We start from the raw sequence: 18,273 nt of genomic DNA, 5'->3' as shown, positions 1-18,273 counted from the left end.
AGCATGAGTCAGCCACCGTGCAACTCTCCGAGGTGAACGGCCAGTTCAACGAAGGAGACGCGCGGTGGCCCTGTCCCAGTCTGACTTACTACGCCTGCTGGAGTCACTACGTTCGGCAGACGGGCTCGAACTCGTCCGCGGGGTGGCCGAGCGGATGCTCCAGGAGCTGATCGAGGCCGAGGCGACGTCCCGGATCGGCGCCCAGTGGAACGAACACGCCGACACCCGCACCGCGTTTCGCAACGGACACCGCGACAAGACACTGACCACCGCGGCCGGCGACCTGGACCTGGCGATCCCCAAGCTGCGGGCGGGCAGCTTCTTCCCTGCCCTGCTTGAGCGGCGCCGCCGTATCGACCAGGCCCTCTACGCGGTCATCATGGAGGCCTACGTCCACGGCGTGTCCACCCGCTCGGTGGACGACCTGGTCAAGGCACTGGGTGCGGATACGGGTATCTCCAAGAGCGAGGTCTCCAGGATCTGCCAGGACCTTGACGGGCAGCTGACCGCGTTCCGTGGCCGCCCGCTGGATCATGTCCGCTTCCCGTACGTCTACCTGGACGCGACCTACTGCAAAGCGCGGGTCGAGCACCAGATCGTCTCCCGGGCCGTGGTCGTGGCCACCGGAATCACCGAGGACGGCGGCCGTGAGGTGCTGGGAGTGATGGTCGGCGACAGTGAGACCGAACTGTTCTGGACCGAGTTCCTGCGCTCCTTGCGCGAACGCGGCCTGGCCGGGGTCCGGTTGGTGATCGGCGACCACCACCTGGGGCTGGTCAAGGCCATCCGCAAAGTCACGATCGGGGCCGCCTACCAGCGCTGCAGGGTTCACTTCCTGCGCAACGTGTTCAGTGTGATCAACAAGGAGGCCGGCGAGATGGTCGCCGCGACGATCCGCACGATCTTCGCCCAGCCCACCGCCGGCGCGGTCCGCACCCAGCTCGACACCGTGGCCGACATGCTCGGCACACAGTTCCCGAAGGTCAAGGCCATGCTGCTGGAAGCAAAAGACGACCTGACCGCCTTCGCCGCCTTCCCGGAACGACATTGGAAGAAGATCCAGTCCACAAACCCGCTAGAACGGATCAACCGCGAGATCAAGCGGCGGACCGACGTTGTCCAGGTCTTCCCCAACGACGACGCACTCCTGCGGCTGGTCACCGCCGTGCTCTTCGAACTCCACGACGAGTGGATCGCCTTCCCCCGCCGCTACCTGCCCGAAGGCAGCATGGACCAGCTCTACCCGGCCAAGCTCCCCCAAAGCGGCCCCACACTACCCGATACGCCCACCGAATGATCGGCTACACCATCAAGCGGGACACGACCCCGGTGCGGGCGAGGGCGTGCTGGAACCAGGCGAAGTGGTCCGCTTCGATGTGGAAGCCCGGAACGGGTTCAGGGGTCCGGCCCTCCTGTGCGGGCGGCAGGATCCCGGGGAAGATGTTGTCCTGGTCGAGTTCGCTGTCCAGGTCTCGGGCTTCGCCGGCCGGGTGGGTGAGTTTGCCGCCGTTGCCGGGCGCGTGCAGCACGTGGACGGTCATCGGCCCGTCGACGGGGAGTTCGGTGCTGAAGATCAGGGCCGGTGTGTCCGTCCAATCGCCGATGTGCACGGCGTCGGCGTGGACCGCTGCCGAGGCGAGTTGGGTGTGGGAGGCGGAGGCGCCGCTGTGGTTGCCCTTGCAAGCGATCGGAAAGACCCGCGAAGGTCTGCCGGGCTTCCACACCTCCGCGAAGTACTGGGGGCGATAGCGGTATCCGACGGAGACTCCGCTGTCCCGGCCGGTCACCGCGAAGCCCGCCCGCAGGGCTGCGTCGGCGGGGGCGATGGACACGCTGTGGTCCGGGAAACGCCTGGCCAGGACCTGCTTGGCCACGGCCAGCGCGAACCCGACGCCGAGTTCGTCCGACTGCAGTGCCTTGTAGTAGTCCGCCGTGTCACGGCCCTCGGCCGACAGAGCCATGAAGGTCCCGAGCGTTCCCTCCAGCGCCTGGCTGCACTTGAGGCAGCCCCAGTGCTCCGTGAGCCCCCGACCGGCACCGCGCCGCGCGAGTGCGGTCGCACGCCCGAGGGTGTGCAGCACGTCCCACGGCGTCAACTGGACGCCTGCGCCGATTTCCCTGGACGGCACGGGGCGCAGGCCCGGCTTGCGGCGCAGCACGTCGAGTTCGTTCTGCTCCCGCTCCTCGTCGTCCTTCGCCGCGACGGCTTCGACCTCGCCCAACAGCTTGTCGCTGGAGTGGACCGCGACGTTCGACGACTGCGCGAGCTGCTGCAGCACCTCGCGCACGCCCTTCGGCTCGCTACCCTCCATGGCGCTCCCCCAACTCTCCAGTCCCGCAGAGCAGATGCCGCACCTTAAGCCGCTCGTTCGGGGCGCGTGCCAGGGGCGTACGCGAGCACAACTGAACCCTGGCCACCAGGCATGTGCTGCAGGAACGAGGTTTCGCAACCGGCATCCTGGTCACCGGCGACCGGACTCCTGGCTGGCCGGTAGCGGCAAGATGTGAAGTGACCACGCTTCAACCAGCAGGGCTGCTCCATAGCGATCAGCACGTGATCGCTTGAGGTGCAGGCCTGGTGCGAATGCGAACATATAGCGGCCGAGATCGCTGGATTGGCCGCGTCGCCTGGAGCGGCGTTATTCGCTCTGCCATCATCCGCTGGAGCCAGCACGGCATCCGGATGCCGTGCGCCTGGGAGCCGATGGCTGCTCGTCAGTCCGCCTGGACAGTTCGAGCTCGTCTTACGACCGCGCCAGTACCCGCGCCGATGCGCCGTGGGCGGAGAGGGAGCCCTGCTGTGCCACTTTCCATCTCAACTCTGCGTACCGCTCTGGAGAAGGCGCAGGGCGACGGCTCGTTCCGGATCGGGCCGGCCGACCTCGACTTCGCCGACATGGCCGAGCTCTTCACTCGTTTCCTGCCGGACGGCCTGCTGGACGTGGTCAGCGGCGTCCTGGTGGACGTGGACGCGCTGAGCGTCTGCGGCAAGGTCGTGCTGCTGGGACAGGCCGCCTCGGACGCCCGCGTCGTGTTCCTGCCCGACGGGCAGGGCGAGTACGTCGCAGGGGTGCGGATCGACGTGGTGCTGCTACCGGATGGTCCCGGGTTGCCGGTCGAAGTGGCCCAGGTTCCGGAGGCGCTGGCACGGGTGGGACTCGGCCCGTTGCACCTGGTCTTCGGAGTCGAGCCGAGTTCCGACAGCGGGAACGCCGCCCGGGTCGGCTTCGGTGTCGAGCTGCTGTTCCCCGCCGCCGAGGCCGATCCCCGGCCCTACGTCTGGGGTTATCTGCCGCTGGGGTCGGACCAGACCTGGTTCGTCACCGGCACCTTCCCCGGCGTCCCGCTCGACAGCCCGGACGATCTGCTGGCCTTCGCGGGCCTGGGGCCCGGTGACCTGCAGATCCCGCCGGACCTGGGCAGCGCGGCGGCCCTGGCACTGACCGGCCTGGCCATCGCCTTCGTGCCTCGCGAAGCCCGTTCCACCATCGGCTCCGACGCCCCCGGCGACTCGCCCGGCTCGTCGAGGGCACCGGTGTCCTTCGACTGGACCGAGGCGTCGATGACCGTCGGCCTGGGCACGTCCTGGGAGGTCGTTCCCGGCCAGGTGACCGTCGACCACCTGGCGGCCGTATTCAGTGTCGAGGACCCCTTCGGCTCACCCTCGCTGACGACCGGGGCCGCCGGCCAGGTGACACTGGCACAGGGCGTCACCATGACGGTCACCGGAACCCACTCGACCGCGGGTGGGTGGTCGTTCAGCGGCCTCGCGCAGAACATCCCGGCCGCGGAGCTGTTCCAGGCCCTGGGCATCACGGCCCCCGGGTTTCTCACCGGTCTGAGTGTCGAGCAGTTGTCCGTCCAGTTCGACGACCAGGGCCGGATCGCGATCGGTCTGCGTTCGGCCCTGGAGTTGGCCCAGGCTCCGGCCGTACTGGACCTGCGGTGCGAGGCCGACCGCGCCGGCTCCGCCACCCGGCTCTCCGGCACGCTCGCGATCCCGCTCGCCGCCGCCGACGGTGGACTCCGCGAGATGCTGTTCGCGGTCGACGCGGCCACCGGTGAGGACGGCCGCTGGCTGGCGGCCCGCTGGGACAGCGGCGCGGGGCAGGTCGGTGCCCTTGATGTCATGTCGTCCTTCGGGCTCGCTTCGCCCCCGGACACTCCGCAGGCGCTGCTGCCGACGCTCACCGCGGTGGCGCTCTGGTACGAGCCCGGCACCAGGCGGCTGGCGTTGGGTGCGGTGGCCGGTTGCACGGGCTGGGCCGTCGTCACCCTGCCCGACCCCTCGTCGCCGCAGCGCCGCCTGTGCGCGGCGGTCGGCGGGGCTTCGATCTCCGCCTCGGCCTCCCAGCTTCCCCTGGTCGGCGACCTGGTGCCTGCGGAGTTCGACCTGGTGCTCAGCCGGGCGGGCTTCGCGCTCGCCTCCACCGGGTGGGGCCCGGCGGCGGCGGTGGAGGCCAACGGCATGCTCGCAGCCACCGAGTCGCTCGGTGACGGCTCCGAGCGTTATGCGCTGCCTCGCTTCGCGGAGGAGGGCGTGGCCGCGGTACCCGGCCTGGTCCTGGCAGTGGACTACGCGGTCGGCGGCGACCCTCAGCCCCCGCTGGCGCTGGCGGTCTGGCCGCCTCGCGGGTCGGGGACCGTCGCCGTGCCCGCCGCCTTGGAAGAGTTCGACGGCGCGAGCCGGGAGCTGGATCTCGCCATCGGCCCGCTGCTGATCAAGCGTGCCGTCCTCGGACACAGCGGGGACCGGGTCTTCCTGGCCCTGGAGGCGGCGCTGGCGGTCGGCCCGGCCGAGTTCAGCCTGCTGGGCCTGGGGATCGCCGTCGACGCCGGCAGCTTCTCCGTCACCCCCGTCCTCCTGGGCGCGGCGCTGCTGATCGAGAAGCCTCCGCTGCGGATCGTAGGCATGTTCGAGAACCGCCCCGATCCGGACTACTCCGCCCTGATCACCGGCGTGGTGACCGCGGAGACCGGCTTCTTCGCGATGGCGGCGCTCGGCAGTTACGCCCGCAGTCGTGGGGGCCGGTCCACGCTGTTCCTGTTCGGGGAGGCGAGCGGAGCCGGCGGCGTGGCGCTGTTCGGGCCGCCGGCCTTCACCGTCACCGGGCTGTCGGGCGGCTTCGGCATCAACAGCTCGGTGCGCGTACCGGCCATCGACGAGCTCGGGTCCTTCCCGCTCATGTCCCGCCTGGACGCCTCCGGTGGGACCACCCCGCAGGAGATGCTGAACGAGCTGATGGGCCCGGACGGGTGGATCAGGCCGGTGCCCGACCAGTACTGGGGCGCGGTGGGCGTGCGGTTCACCTCGTTCAGGTTCATCGAGAGCCGCGCACTGGCCCTGGTCGAGTTCGGCGACAGCCTGACGGTGATGCTGCTCGGCCGTACCAGCGTGACGTTCCCGCGCAACGCCTCGACGGCGACGAAGGTCCATGCCCGGCTCAACATCGACCTCAAGCTCGCCTACGCGCAGGCCGAGGGCCTGCTGTCGATGGACGTCGCGATCGCCGACGGCTCGTTCGTGTTCAGCGAGTCCGTCCAGCTCACCGGCGGGATCGCCGTCTACGTCTGGACCGGCGGGCCCCGGCGCGGTGACTTCGTCATCAGCGCCGGCGGCTACCACCCCTCGTACCAGGTGCCCGCCCACTACCCGGTGCCGGCCAGGCTGGGCTTCGTCTGGTCCCCGGACGACAAGCTGCGGGTCAGCGCCCAGGGCTACACCGCACTCACCCCCAACGCACTCATGCTCGGCGGCCGGCTGGAGGCGACCTACGACAAGGGTCTGCTCTCGGCCTGGTTCACCGCCCACCTGGACGTGCTGATCCAGTGGAACCCGTTCCATCTCGAACTCTCGCTGGGCGTACGGATCGGCGTCGCGTTCACCATCAAGGTCGCCTTCGTCAAGGTACGGGTCAAGATCGAGGTCGGCGTCGACATCGACCTGTGGACCCCGCAGCTCGGCGGACGGGTCACCGTCCACGTCTGGTTCGTCTCCTTCAGCTTCAACTTCGGCGCCGGCCGGCGGCCGCTGCCGACCTCGAACTGGGAGGAGTTCCGGGCCCAGCTGCCCGACCCGGTCGCCATGACCCCACTGGCCGGGCTGCTCGCCGACGTCGATTCGACCGAGCTGGCCGCGCGCCGCGCCGTCGAGGCACCGACCCTCATCACCTCTGCCGGATTCGTCCTCGCGACCGAGACGGCGATCCCCGCCTCGGCGCTGTACGTCAACGACACGGAACTTCCGGCCGATGGCACCGCGGTGGACATTCGCCCGATGCGACTGACGAACCTCACCTCCGAGCACCGGGTGACCATCCGCCGCAACTTCAGCAAGGACTACTTCGACTGGCAGGGCTACGGCTGGGAGATCATCCCGACCAGGCGCGACGTCCCGAGCGCCCTGTGGGGCAAGCCGGGCAAGCCCGGCCTGGACGAGGGCATGATCGCCGACAGGCTCGCCGGACTGCTGATCCAGGTACCGCCGCCCACCCGGGGCGACGAGGTGGGCCCGATCACCTCGGCCGCGCTGGGCGCGGAGCAACTGCCTTACGGACACATCCCGTTGCGCGACCCGGCGCCGGCGGGCCCGATCCCGGCCCAGGATGCCGGCAGCCCCCGGCTCATCGCGCGGACGGTGAGCGCCCAGGACGCGCGGGCCCGCCGCGGCGAGGTGCGCACCGTGCTGGACCGGTTCGGCCTCGGCCTGCCCTTGGAGTCCGAGGACATTTCCCTGACCGCCTACGCGCAGCGAGCCGAGACGACCCTGACCGACGCACCGCTGGTGCTCCCTGCGACGACGATGGCGGACTGACCATGGCCACCCGACCGCTCTCCCCTCAAGCCGCCGCCGCGCTGGGCGGCGCACAGCCGGACCTGAACATCACCTTCGTCGACCACATGAGCCCACGGGCCACCGCGGGCACGTACACGGTCACCGTGGAACACCGGCTCTGCGACGGCGCGACCCCGATCGACGACAGCGATCCCCTGCTGGGGACCGAGCACGACTTCGAGATCCGGGCACCGCAGTTCGTGCTGGACGGCGCCACCGTCCAGGCCGTCTATCCAGCGCGCGCGGCGGACGGCGACTTCCACCTGGTCCTGCCGCACATCACGCTGACCAGGGAGTACCTGCCGTGGGAACGCGAACCGAAGTGGTCGTTGGCAGACCGGCGCGCGCCGTGGCTGGCCCTGCTGCTCTTCCGGGCCGGCGAACTGCCCGGGGACCCGCAGGCGATGGCCCTGACCACGCAGCGCACGGTCCGGGAACTGATCGCCGCCACTGACCCCCGCGGTGCTGGGGCCGGCCCTGACCGATCTGCCCGACACCACGCTGGACGGGTACTGCCAGAGCATCGACGTGCCGGCCTCGCTGTTCACCGCGATCCTGCCGACCGAGGAGGAGCTCTACTACCTGGCGCACGTGCGCGACGTGGCCGAACCTGCGCTGCTGGCCGACGGGGAGATCCTGGAGAAGGGAACCTTCAGCGTCGTCACCGCGAACCGCTTCCCCCGGGCCGCCGGCGACTACGCCGTGCACCTGGTCTCCTTGGAGGGCTTCGACCGCCACCTGGACGGCAGTCTGCCCGACGGCACCGAGACGGTCCGGCTGTGCTCGCTGTGGTCCTGGTCCTTCCGCAACGACCCCACGGCGGCCTTCGACGCGCAGGGCATCCTGGCCGACCTCATCAAGCCCGGCAACACGGACCCGGAGAACCTCGCGCTGCGGATGCCGCGTCCGAGCGCCGCCCCCGCCTCCCCGACCCTCGACGAGCAGTACGCGTTGGACCGCCTGCACCACGGTTACGTCCCCGTCCCGCACCGGCTGATCACCGGAGAGCAGAGCTACGCCTGGTACCGCGGACCGTTCACCCCGCTCACGGCCCAGCTGGCACCGGGCATCGGCACCGACACGCCCCGCACCACCGCCGACCACGCACTGATCTACGACCAGGACCACGGCGTCTTCGACGTCTCCTACGCCGCCGCCTGGACGCTGGGCCGCGCCATCGGCATCGCCGACCCCAGCTACGCGGCCGGGATGACCCGCACCCGGCGCGAACTGGCGAACACCGCCACGCGCCTGATGGCCGCCGCCACCGACCCGCCCCGCGCACAGGCCGCTCTCACCGACCCGGACGGGCGACCCGGCCTGAGCGCACTGGCCCGCCTGGCCCGCGACCGCGGCGGCAAGACCCTGGTCGACGCCCTGCGCGCACCGCAGCTCCCGCAGGACCCGGCGGCGCGCACCACCACGACACGACCGCGGCTGAGCCATGCCGCCGCACGGGCTTCCCTGGCCGCCGAGCCCCAGCAGGCGGCCCTGCTCGCGACCGCCGGCCGCCACGCCGACAGCCTCACCGAACGCCTCGACGAACTCGGCAAGCTGCGCCTGGTGCCGTTCTCCTACCTGCTCCCGGACTTCCGGATGCTGCCCCAGGAGAGCCTGCGACTGTTCCGCATCGACCCGACCTGGATCGACGCACTGCTCGCCGGGGCACGCGACATCGCCACCAGCACCACCCTGGACGTCTCCTGCGACCAGGCACTGCGCCGGGCCACCACCACCGCGCGAGGCGACACCTACCCACAGGCGGGCATGCTGCTTCGCTCCGCCCTGGTCCCTGCCTGGCCGCAGATGCGGATCGCCGCGACCCAGGCAGGCCGGGCACTGACCGAGGTACGCCGCGACCACCCCGCGCCGGACATGATGCTCTGCCTGTTCGACGGCGTCCCGGACGAGGTGACGATCCGCGAGCCCAGCGAGGGCATCCACTTCGGCATCGACCTCACCCTGGACGGCCGCGAGGTCATCAACCTGCGCCAGCTCACCGCAGGCACCACCCCACCGCTGGGCGCGACGCTGCCCGGACAGCACTTCCCCAGCGGCACGGACACCGTGTTCTCCCGCTTCCTGCGCCCCGCCCACGCCGACGGACCGGCGGACGTACTACGGCTGCGCGGCGACGACGGGCTGGCCAAACAACTCGCCGCGGCTTTCCCACCCTTGACCGACCTGCACCCCGCGCAGTTCGCCCTCGAACTCGTCAACGCGCCGATCGAGCAGCACCTGACACCCACCGGCTCCGCCCGGTCCGAGCCGATCGACCAGGACGCCTGAAAGGTCTACGACAGATGAGCGACACCGACCTGATCGTGCCGATCCGGCTGCACGCCCTGGTCTACAACCACATGGTGCACACGGCCGGCGGTCCCTTCACCCGCTGGAACGCCGACTACGCGGGCATGCTGGAGGACGGCCTCAGCCTGGTCCCCTCCCCGGGCCGCGGGCAGCAGGAAGAGCGGCTGGAGGACTTCCGCGGCGTCCACCTCATGTGGCAGCTGCCCGAGGCCCTCACCGCGGGGCACTACGACCCGGACACCGAGGAAACCACCTGGCCCCTGGTACCCAACCGCTGGCTGGTGGTGCGCTACTTCGACGCACCGCACCAGCCCGCCCCCCAGTCCCGCCAGGACGCGCGGGCCGTCGGCTGGATCGTGCACAGCGACTACCGCGAGGCCGACTACACCGCGGCGGACTTCGACGGCACCCTGCCCTACGGCACCAACCGGTACCTCCCGCGCGAACTGCCCAGCGAGGGGCGCGAGTTCCTCGGCCGCCACCAGCGGCTGAGCGACGACGAGCCCTGGCACGAGCCGCCGCGCCGAGAGCCCTTCCTCACCGCGGTCGGACCCGGACTGCCCGACTTCGCCGCCTACCACCCCTACAACCGCGACGTCTTCTCCTTCCACGACGACCTGAGCGACCTGTCGGCCGAGGTCGACCTCCACCCGCCGGACAACCGGCTGTCCTATCTGGTGGTCGGCTGGTACTCCGAGGACCCGATCGACCTGCTCCAGCAGGCGATCTCGATCCCCGGCCTGCTCCCGCCCGACGACACCTCACCCGAGGCGGTTCTCAGCGCCCTGAACTGGGCGCTGCCCGGCGGTGTGCCGCAGGACCTGGAACGCTCGCTGTACTCGGGTACCGCGCTCGGCATCACATGGCAGTACAACGACTTCCAGCCGCCCTCCGACAAGCCGGAGATCGCCGACATCACCGTCGCCGTCGGGCACAGCACCGCCGAGGCCGCCGCCGCGCTCGCCGCCAACCAGACCCGCTCGGCGGAGACCGGCGACCTGCTCTCCGCTCTCTGCCACGGCACCATCGACACCTTCGACACCTCCGAGGGCCCCGACGACCTGACCGAGTCCCTGCGCACGACGTGGTTCGCCGGCCGTACCGGCGGCTACACCTGGCGCCTGGCGGAGCGACCGGCACAGGGACCGGAACCCGGCCGACGCTCCACCCGCCGCGACGCCACCCCGGACTGGCTGCAGGAGCTGAACGCGCGGCAGGCGCAGTACGACCGGCTCCTCGCCGAACTGGAGCACCTCCAGTGGCGCACCTGGAGCCTGTACTGGCTACGCACCCGCAGCATCGTCGAAGGCCAGCACCCTCCCCAGTTCGACACCGCCGCCGACGCGCAACTGTCCCTCACCGACCCGAACAGCCTCGCCTCCCGAACCAGAACCACACACGAACAGGCCGCCACACTGGCGGCGCAGCTTCCCCACGGCACGACGCCCGAGGACCTGGAAGAGGCGATCGCCGCCTACCTCGCCGACAAACGGCTACCCGAGGGCACGCGGCTGATCCGGGACGCCGTGCCTGCCTTCCACAGCCCCACCGACCCGGTGATCGTGGTCGACGGCGCGGGAACCTTCGAAGACCTCACCCGCGACACGCCCCTGCCCTGCCGACTGGCCTCGGACCTGCTGGAGTCCGTCAGGATCGGCGCCGGCCCCGTCAACCGCCCCACCGACCCGGCTCGGCCCAACCTCACCCGGCTGCCGGACATCTGCCTCCCCCTGATCCAGGAGTTCGCCCTGCTCGACCAGGCCGCCTGGACCACGGCCACGGACCCCGGCCCGACCGCGCTGCACAACGCGATCGCCGAACCGGACCGGAACACCACCGGCCGGATCGCCCAGCACACCGCGCCGTGGCGCCAGCCCTGGCTGCCCCTGTACATCCAGTGGGACCTGCGCTACGTACCCACGCCGTACCACAGCGACGGGGCGGACAACTGGGAGTTCGACGGCACCACCTACCAGTGGAAGGGCACCGGCTCGACCGCGACGGACGAAAGCTCCGCACGCCGCCGCATCTTCCGCGGACGCTCCTTCCTGACCCCCACCACACGGCACGTCGTGCGCGCGCAGCTGGCCCGCTACCTGGAGACCTACCCGCAGGCGAGCAGTATGGGCATCGCCACCCTGCGCGAGGACATGGGCCAGCTGGACCTGCTGTCGCAGACCCTCGACGGATTCAACGACTGGCTGCTCCTGCAAGGCGGCGGCCCGCGGCTGCTACCCCCCGCGGACATGGCCGACCTCCTCGGCGACAGCGGCACCCGGCCGATCCCCGGCGACTACGACCACACCGACGCCGAAGTGTTCCAGCCCGTCCGCGCCGGCCAGTTCTTCTTCCACGACCTGCGAATCATCGACCGCTTCGGCCGCACCGTCGACATCGTCAACGACCGGCAGAACCACATCGAACAGTTCACCCCCGTACGCGCCACCAGCGTCACACCGCCCGACCACCAGCAGCGCCCCCTGTTCCCGAACGCAATCGGCAACCAGCGCTTCATCCAACTCCCACCGCGCATCCTCCAGGACGCCCGGGTCCGGCTGGACGCCGTGAACTCCACGACCGGAGCCACCTACACCTCGGCTCCCACCGCCCGTGACAGCGCCGCCCCCACGACGCCCCTCGCAGGCTGGCTGCTGGTGAACCACCTCGACCGGACCCTGATGGTGTACGCCCCCGGGGGAGATCCCCTCGGTGAACTCCGCGTTCTGCACACCACGCAGTCCATCGCCTGGAACCCCCTGCCGCACTCGCCGCACCCCGACCCGACATCCGCGCAGTTCCGGGCGGCCTTCCCCGTCCTGGCCGGATTCCTCGCCGGCCTGCGCGGCCAACCCGAGGCACCCGCAGCGTTCGCCGCACTGCTCGACACGATCGACCGGACGCTGGACCTGATCGTCGACCCCGCCGCGCAGGACGACGACGTCCCCGCCAAGCTCATCGGCCGCCCGATCGCCCTGCTCCGCGCGGACCTCGCCATCGACCTCCAGGGACCGCCCCTCACCAACCCGAGCTGGGCGACCGTACTCGAACCGCCGAACGAGGACTACCCCACCTACACCTGGCCGGTACGCCTCGGCGACGCCCAACGCCTGACCGACGGACTCATCGGCTACTACGCCACCACCGGCGAGGCCGGCGCCGAGATCGACTACCGGCAACTGAGCGCCACCGCCCCGGCCGGCGACCACCCCTACCTCCGGCAGATCACCACCGGCCAGGACCTCGCCCTCCCCGCGCGGCAACTGGACGACACCATCACCCACCACCTCACCCTGCTGGCCGAACCGCACACCCCCGTCCATGCGATCACGGACATCCTCCCGATCGCCGTGCTCCAGTTGGACGCCGACCTCGTGCACCAGGCCCTGAAGAACATCCGCGCCTCCTTCCTCCTCAACCCCCTCCTGGCAACGGTCCGGCCTCCGCTCGACCCCGAGGACACGCTGCGCACCGGGTTCCCCCAGTATGACGAGCTGGTGATGCCGCGCCCGGCAGCCTGGCACGGCACCTGGAGCTGGGCCGAACCGCGCGAGGGCACCTCGCCGGCGCTGCCCACCTGGCTGGAGTTCCCCATCGCCCCGGCCGACACCTACGCCTCCCCGGACGGCCCGGGCGCCGAGGCCCGCGCCGGCTCCCTCCAACTGCACCCGGCCGACACCGACTGACCCCGACGCTCCTCAAGCACCGCCAAGAGAACGGACGTTCATGCCCAGGTATCTGAATTCGGCCGAGGCGTTGCTGTCGTACGCGATCAAACCCGAGCCCGATCCGCTGGCGGTCAGCACCGACCGGGACGTGGTCAAGGGCCGGCTGGACATCACGGTCACCCAGGGGAAGGACGGGCCCGCCTACTGCGAGAAGCTCACCGTCAGAATCCGTATCGGTGCTGGCGCCAACGCCCTTACCGAGAACCGCATCGAGCTCGTCTCCTCGGTGGAAGGTGGCACCGCCCCGGAGCAGGGCGGCGGTTGGACACCGAAGGACGGGTACGCCTCAGGGGACTGGCAGGTCTACGAGTTCACCCCCAACCGCCCGCCCCTGTTCGACGGCTGGCACCTGACACTGATCATCTCCCAGATCGAGGTGAACAAGACTCCCGGCAACGCCGAGATCGAGATCATCGAGAGGTCCTCCCCCACCGACAAGGACTACACGGAAAAGACGACACCCGCGACGGTCCCCAAATTCCCGTCCGAGTTCGTCTTCCGCGACTTCCACCCCGAGGCGATCACGGTGGACAGGGGGAAGCACGCCGTCCTCGAGTGGGAGGGCTCGGACGCCGAGTACACGATGTTCTGGGACCAGGCCTGCTGCGACGTGAGCAGCGTCCGATCCTGGACGACCCCCGAACCCCTCGTCTCACCCACCGGGTTCATGCTCCAGGCCAAGGTCACCACCGGCGGGGACACCCTGGTCCACACCCTCACCACCGTCGTCATGGTGAGCATGCCGGAGCTGGACGTCAGCATCATCCGGGCCAACCTTGCGTACACCCCCCATACGCACCTGCGGCATGCCGTGCTCGACATCACGACCGGGGACTGGAGCGTACCCGCCTGGACCTCGGTGGCGACCACCGATCCGAACCCGTCGCTGGCGTCGTTCGGCGGACGGCTGCGCTGCAGCTACTTCGACGGCGAACTGCGGCGGTGGGCCGGCTGGAACGGGAACGGCTGGGAGTACGAGGAGTTGGCGCTGGCACGACGCAGCCGAAGCGCGCCCGCGTTCACGCACTTCCAAGGGTATCTCAGCTGTCTCCACGGTGACCGCGAGGACTACCTCGACGTCGTCCACTCCGCGGACGGTGGTCTGACCTGGACCCGCGTGCCGGGCTTGGAACGCCAACGGGAGTGGGCGTCGACGTCGCCGCTCACCGTGACATGGGCCGTCGGCCTTGCGAGATTCTTCCTCTTCCGCAGCTCGGATGACACCATCCATCAGATCGGTGCGGGTACCGCATGGAGCCACAGCGAGTTCAGTAACACGGCCTCGCCCTTCGGGGTGTCAGGGGTGCTCGCAGCCGACAACGTGAACGCACACTTCCTGCTCGCGACCGAGAACGGATCCATGTACGTGCACTCAACCGCGGCGTTCGACTGGGGAAGTCCGAAACAGGTCGCCGACTTCCGGACGGTCTCGAGGCCGTCCCTGCTCAGGGTCACGGACACGCTCCACTGCTTCTTCCGGGACACCTCGGGCATCCAGTCGACAACGTCCACGGACAAGGGCGAGTCCTGGAGCAGCACCCTGCTCGTGCCGGGCACCGAGACCTCGACTCGGGCGCCGGCGGTAGCCGAGCACGACGGATACCTGCACCTGGTGTTCTAGGGTTCGCCCCTTCGTGCCACCGCGCACTCCGGCGGCGCGTCCCATCAGGCGGAGGACACCCAGCCCCACAGTCGCTCGGCGAGGTGCACGGCCGCAGCCGCCCGGCGCCCAGAAGCCCTCTGGAGCCGGCCGAGAACGCCGCCACGGGTAGCCGACGAGTCCAGCCGCAAGAAGACCGAGCCTGCCCATTGCACCGGTCAGGAACCTCCCGTCCGGTGATCTCTCGAGCACGCCGGTCTCCGTGATGCCCCCGCACCACTGGTCTCATCCGAACCCGTCCAGGAGCCCGCAACCCGGATTCAAACGCCTCTGCCCCTGAGGGGCTCTCGTTCTCTCGCGACCGTCGGCGCCTGTCGGCTGCACGACCCGGCGCTTTCTGGCGATGCGTCAGAATGGCTCGATGCCCGGCGGCGTTGCCGAGCAGATCACCGGAGGTACGGCTTCATGACCCGCTACAGCATCGACCCCGAACGGCACGAGCTGATCGCGGCCTGGGGAACCGGCGAGGGCGATCTCGCCACCCGAATCGCCGCCCTCCCGATCAGCACGGACACGGCCGCGCTGATGCGCCTGGCCCGCACGCTCACCCACCTGTCCGAGGCCGCGTGGCGCACCTACACCCATCCGGCCAGCGCCGCCGCGTCCATGGAGCCCAACTCCGAGGGCTGGCGCCGCGCGGAGGAGCGCATGGCGTTCGACGAGGTCCGCGGTGCCATCATCCGGCCCAACCTCCCCCAGGACGGCATGCTCGACGTCGAATACAGTCCCCTGATCGAATCCGCGCACCGCGCCGGGCGCGCCCTGCACGCCATCGGCAGCGCGGACCTCACCGACGCCGTCCTCGCCGAGACCGCCATCGAGCTCGCCGCCGTGGAGAACGCCGAACTCGGCGACCTCACCGGCCGCGCCCGCCAGGCCGTCCTCCTCAGCCGCGAAGGCGCCTCCCCCGTCCAGGTCGCCGCCGCCGACCACCTCCTCGAACAGGACCCCTTCGGCCCCGCAGCACTGTTCACCGAGATCGACCCCACCGCCGCCGCCGTCGCCGCAGCCCACTGGCTCGCAGCCGCCGCCGCGGTCACCGCCGAAGCCACCGGCCACTCCCCCACCGCCGTACTCTTCGAAGCCGACAACATCGAAGCCCTCCCCCACGAGACCCCCACCCGCGTCCTCCAGTTCCTCGAAGCCGGCGCCTCCCCGTACGACGCGGTCACCGGCCTCGTACGCCAGGCCCTCCACATCGCCGACGGCCTCCTCTCCGACCCCGCCGGCCTGCGCGAACACCTCGACGACATCGACGACGCCCTCGCCCAGTACACCGGCCCGGACACCGACCCGGAGGACACCGGCCTGCGCCTGACCCCGCTCGACCCCAAACGACCCGCCCCCGACCTCCTCGAAGACCTCCTCGCCGGCATCCACGGCTGCTGGCTCCTCCACGAGGAATACGACGAACTCGACGACGAAGACGACTTCGGCGACGACGAAGACCGCGACGACGGCGAACAGGCCGGGCGGCAGCAGGACCGCAGCCGCAGCGACTTCGCCCACCTCGTTCGCGAAGTCGCAGCCGCCCACCGCAACCGGCTCATCTGAATCGCCTGCCGCAACCACCCATCGCGGATCAGGGCACCCTGACCTCGGCGGCCCGCCCGCTTCAACCCAAGGCTGCGCAGGGCCGGCCAACCCGACAGGTTGTTCACACTGCGTAGCCGCATCGGGGGCAGGAAACACTCCCCTGCCGCCCTGGACGGGCCTCCAGAACAGGGCCCCGGGTAGTCACGTAGGGTGACAGTTTCCGCGTGCCCGCATCGACCGTGACGGGTACCACGCCCCCCGTGCATTGGCGCGCCCAGGTGCGGGTCCTCACCGTGAACCGCCAGGTCAGAGCCCCAGTTTCGCGTTGGTGATCGCATGGTGGTCGCAGACGATCATGCGATCGCGGCGCCTGTAGCCTCCGCGAACTGATCAATGAGTCACAGCCACAGGAGGTACACGGAGTGCGCAGGTCAGGACGGCCGGGCCGGGTCTACCGCCGATGCGGGTGCCGCGATGCCACCCGGCGTCAGCTCGGCGCGAAGTGCCCACGCCTCGCCGAGGAGAAGCACGGCACGTGGACCTTCGCCGTCGACATCCCGTCCCTCAACGGCCGCAGGCGCACCATACGCCGCGGCGGGTTCGAGGACGAGTGGTACGCCGAGACGGCGCTTCGGCGCTTCCTGGAGGGACGCCTGCTGGGCTTCGACGCCGACCCGCACGAGACTGTGGCCGCCTACCTCACCAAGTGGCTCAAGAGCATGGAGTTCCTGCTCAAGCCCACCACCTACGCCCGCTACCGCACCTACGTGCTCTGCGAACTCATCCCCGTCTTCGGCAAGATACGCCTGGAGGAACTCGCCCACGACCACATCGCCGCCTACACCCACCAGCAGCTCGAAGCCGGCCGCGGACGCCAGGCCGTCTACCACTGCCTCGCCACGCTCTCCAGCGCCCTGGGCACCGCCGTGCGCACCCACCGCCTCCCCTACAACGCCGCCCAGCCCCTGCCCATGCGCAGGCCCCAAGCCGCCGAACGCGTCCCCTGGACCGCTGAACAGGCCGTCGCGTTCCTGAGTCACTGCCGAGGCGTCGACCCCGCCTTCGCCGACCTCTTCGAGGTCATCATCGGCACCGGCCTGCGCAAGGGAGAAGCCCTCGGCCTCCAACGCCAGTGCGTCCGCCTCGACGACCGCGTCATGTACATCCGCCACACCCTCTCCGCGATCGACAACCACGAACTCGTCCTGACCGCACCGAAGACCAAGAAGAGCCGCAACTGGGTCCCCCTGTCCGGCCGCGTCGCCGCTGCCCTCGAACGCGCGATGGCCAGGAACACCTCCCCGGACAACGGCCACGTCTTCCAGGACGTCGACGGCAAGCCACTCCACCCGGCCGCCGTCCGCCGGCGCTTCCACGAACTGCGCGAACAGGCCGGACTTCCCCACGTCACCATCCACGACCTGCGCCACCTCGCCGCCACCCTCGCCCTGGAGGGCAACGTGCCCATGGCCGTCATCTCCAAGACCCTGCGGCACTCCACCCTGTCGACCACCGCGAACATCTACAGCCACCTGACCTGGGACGTCGCCATGGCCGCGGTCCACACCATCGAAACCAGACTCCACCTCGCCGAGTCCCGCACCCACTGCAGCACCTACACCCTCGCCGGCCCCTTGCCGAACCCACTGTTCAGTCACGCGGCCTGACACAACCGCACAGCCACAGCCACCCCGGTCCACCAGGCCCGCCCAGAACTCGGCACGGACCAGCTAAACGGCCGGAACCACCGGTCCATCATTTGACGCTCACTCAGCCCGCAGCCACCACACCTGACGCCGCGGGCTCCACAGGCATGCCCACTTCCGGGAACCCAGGCCGCTTTCGACGCGGGGCAGGAGCCCACTCAACGAAGAACTACGCTCAGCTACCTCAACTGAACAGACAAAAGCCGCATATCGATTACGCCCAAGCGCCCCACGCCCCCGGATGCGCCCCCTGAAACGACGCGAACGAGCGTCCGCGACCACACTGCGACCACCACAGCAAGAGAGCGGGCACCTGGTTTCCCAAGTACCCGCTCTCGCAACCGACTTCACAGTCGGGACGACAGGATTTGAACCTGCGACCCCTTGACCCCCAGTCAAGTGCGCTACCAAGCTGCGCCACGTCCCGTGGTCTCGGTGCCCGGCGGCAGGGCCTGGGGGGCTCTGCTGTGGGCTTCTCGACCTTGTCTCCGGTTGTCCCGG

Annotated in this window: 8 protein-coding genes and 1 tRNA gene; 7 read left to right on the top strand and 2 right to left on the bottom strand. The window is 70.1% G+C overall.

Annotated features, from left to right (window positions below; genetic code table 11):
• Positions 1 to 64 precede the first annotated feature (64 nt).
• Positions 65 to 1,297: an IS256 family transposase gene (locus tag ABT015_RS27840; protein ID WP_350883751.1), complete on the top strand. Its 1,233-nt coding sequence runs from the start codon at positions 65 to 67 to the stop codon at positions 1,295 to 1,297.
• Positions 1,298 to 1,301: 4 nt separating this feature from the next.
• Here the strand turns inward: ABT015_RS27840 and ABT015_RS27835 are convergent, their stop codons facing one another.
• On the bottom strand, positions 1,302 to 2,312 hold the full coding sequence (locus ABT015_RS27835; protein WP_350883749.1) for a hypothetical protein: 1,011 nt from the start codon (positions 2,310 to 2,312) through the stop codon (positions 1,302 to 1,304).
• A gap of 488 nt (positions 2,313 to 2,800) precedes the next feature.
• On the opposite strand from ABT015_RS27835, the gene ABT015_RS27830 reads away from it, so the two are divergent.
• The 6 genes from ABT015_RS27830 to ABT015_RS27805 all read left to right on the top strand — a co-directional run bounded on the left by ABT015_RS27830 (position 2,801) and on the right by ABT015_RS27805 (position 17,733).
• Positions 2,801 to 6,814 carry a DUF6603 domain-containing protein gene (locus ABT015_RS27830; RefSeq protein ID WP_350883747.1) on the top strand — a complete coding sequence of 1,338 codons (4,014 nt, stop codon included), beginning with the start codon at positions 2,801 to 2,803 and terminating at the stop codon, positions 6,812 to 6,814.
• 483 nt (positions 6,815 to 7,297) lie between these two features.
• Positions 7,298 to 9,124 carry a hypothetical protein gene (locus ABT015_RS27825; protein WP_350883745.1) on the top strand — a complete coding sequence of 609 codons (1,827 nt, stop codon included), beginning with the start codon at positions 7,298 to 7,300 and terminating at the stop codon, positions 9,122 to 9,124.
• Positions 9,125 to 9,138: 14 nt separating this feature from the next.
• The gene (locus tag ABT015_RS27820; protein WP_350883743.1) at positions 9,139 to 12,828 is read left to right on the top strand and encodes a hypothetical protein; all 3,690 of its coding nucleotides are present in this window, start codon (positions 9,139 to 9,141) and stop codon (positions 12,826 to 12,828) included.
• 40 nt (positions 12,829 to 12,868) lie between these two features.
• Positions 12,869 to 14,491, top strand: a complete 1,623-nt coding sequence (locus ABT015_RS27815) for a hypothetical protein (protein WP_350883741.1) — start codon at positions 12,869 to 12,871, stop codon at positions 14,489 to 14,491.
• Positions 14,492 to 14,935: 444 nt separating this feature from the next.
• Positions 14,936 to 16,084 (top strand): hypothetical protein, encoded by a 1,149-nt coding sequence (locus ABT015_RS27810; protein WP_350883739.1) that lies wholly within the window; start codon positions 14,936 to 14,938, stop codon positions 16,082 to 16,084.
• Positions 16,085 to 16,488: 404 nt separating this feature from the next.
• A complete protein-coding gene (locus tag ABT015_RS27805; protein ID WP_350883737.1) occupies positions 16,489 to 17,733 on the top strand; it encodes a tyrosine-type recombinase/integrase in 1,245 nt (414 codons plus the stop codon).
• Positions 17,734 to 18,125: 392 nt separating this feature from the next.
• On the opposite strand, the gene ABT015_RS27800 is transcribed toward ABT015_RS27805, so the two are convergent.
• Positions 18,126 to 18,199 (bottom strand) — tRNA-Pro (locus ABT015_RS27800).
• Positions 18,200 to 18,273: the final 74 nt, after the last annotated feature.

Origin of the sequence: Kitasatospora sp. NPDC094016, from assembly GCF_040304045.1 — a bacterium.
In the GTDB taxonomy this organism is placed as follows: Bacteria; Actinomycetota; Actinomycetes; order Streptomycetales; family Streptomycetaceae; genus Kitasatospora.
This window is presented reverse-complemented; position numbering and strand designations above follow the sequence as displayed.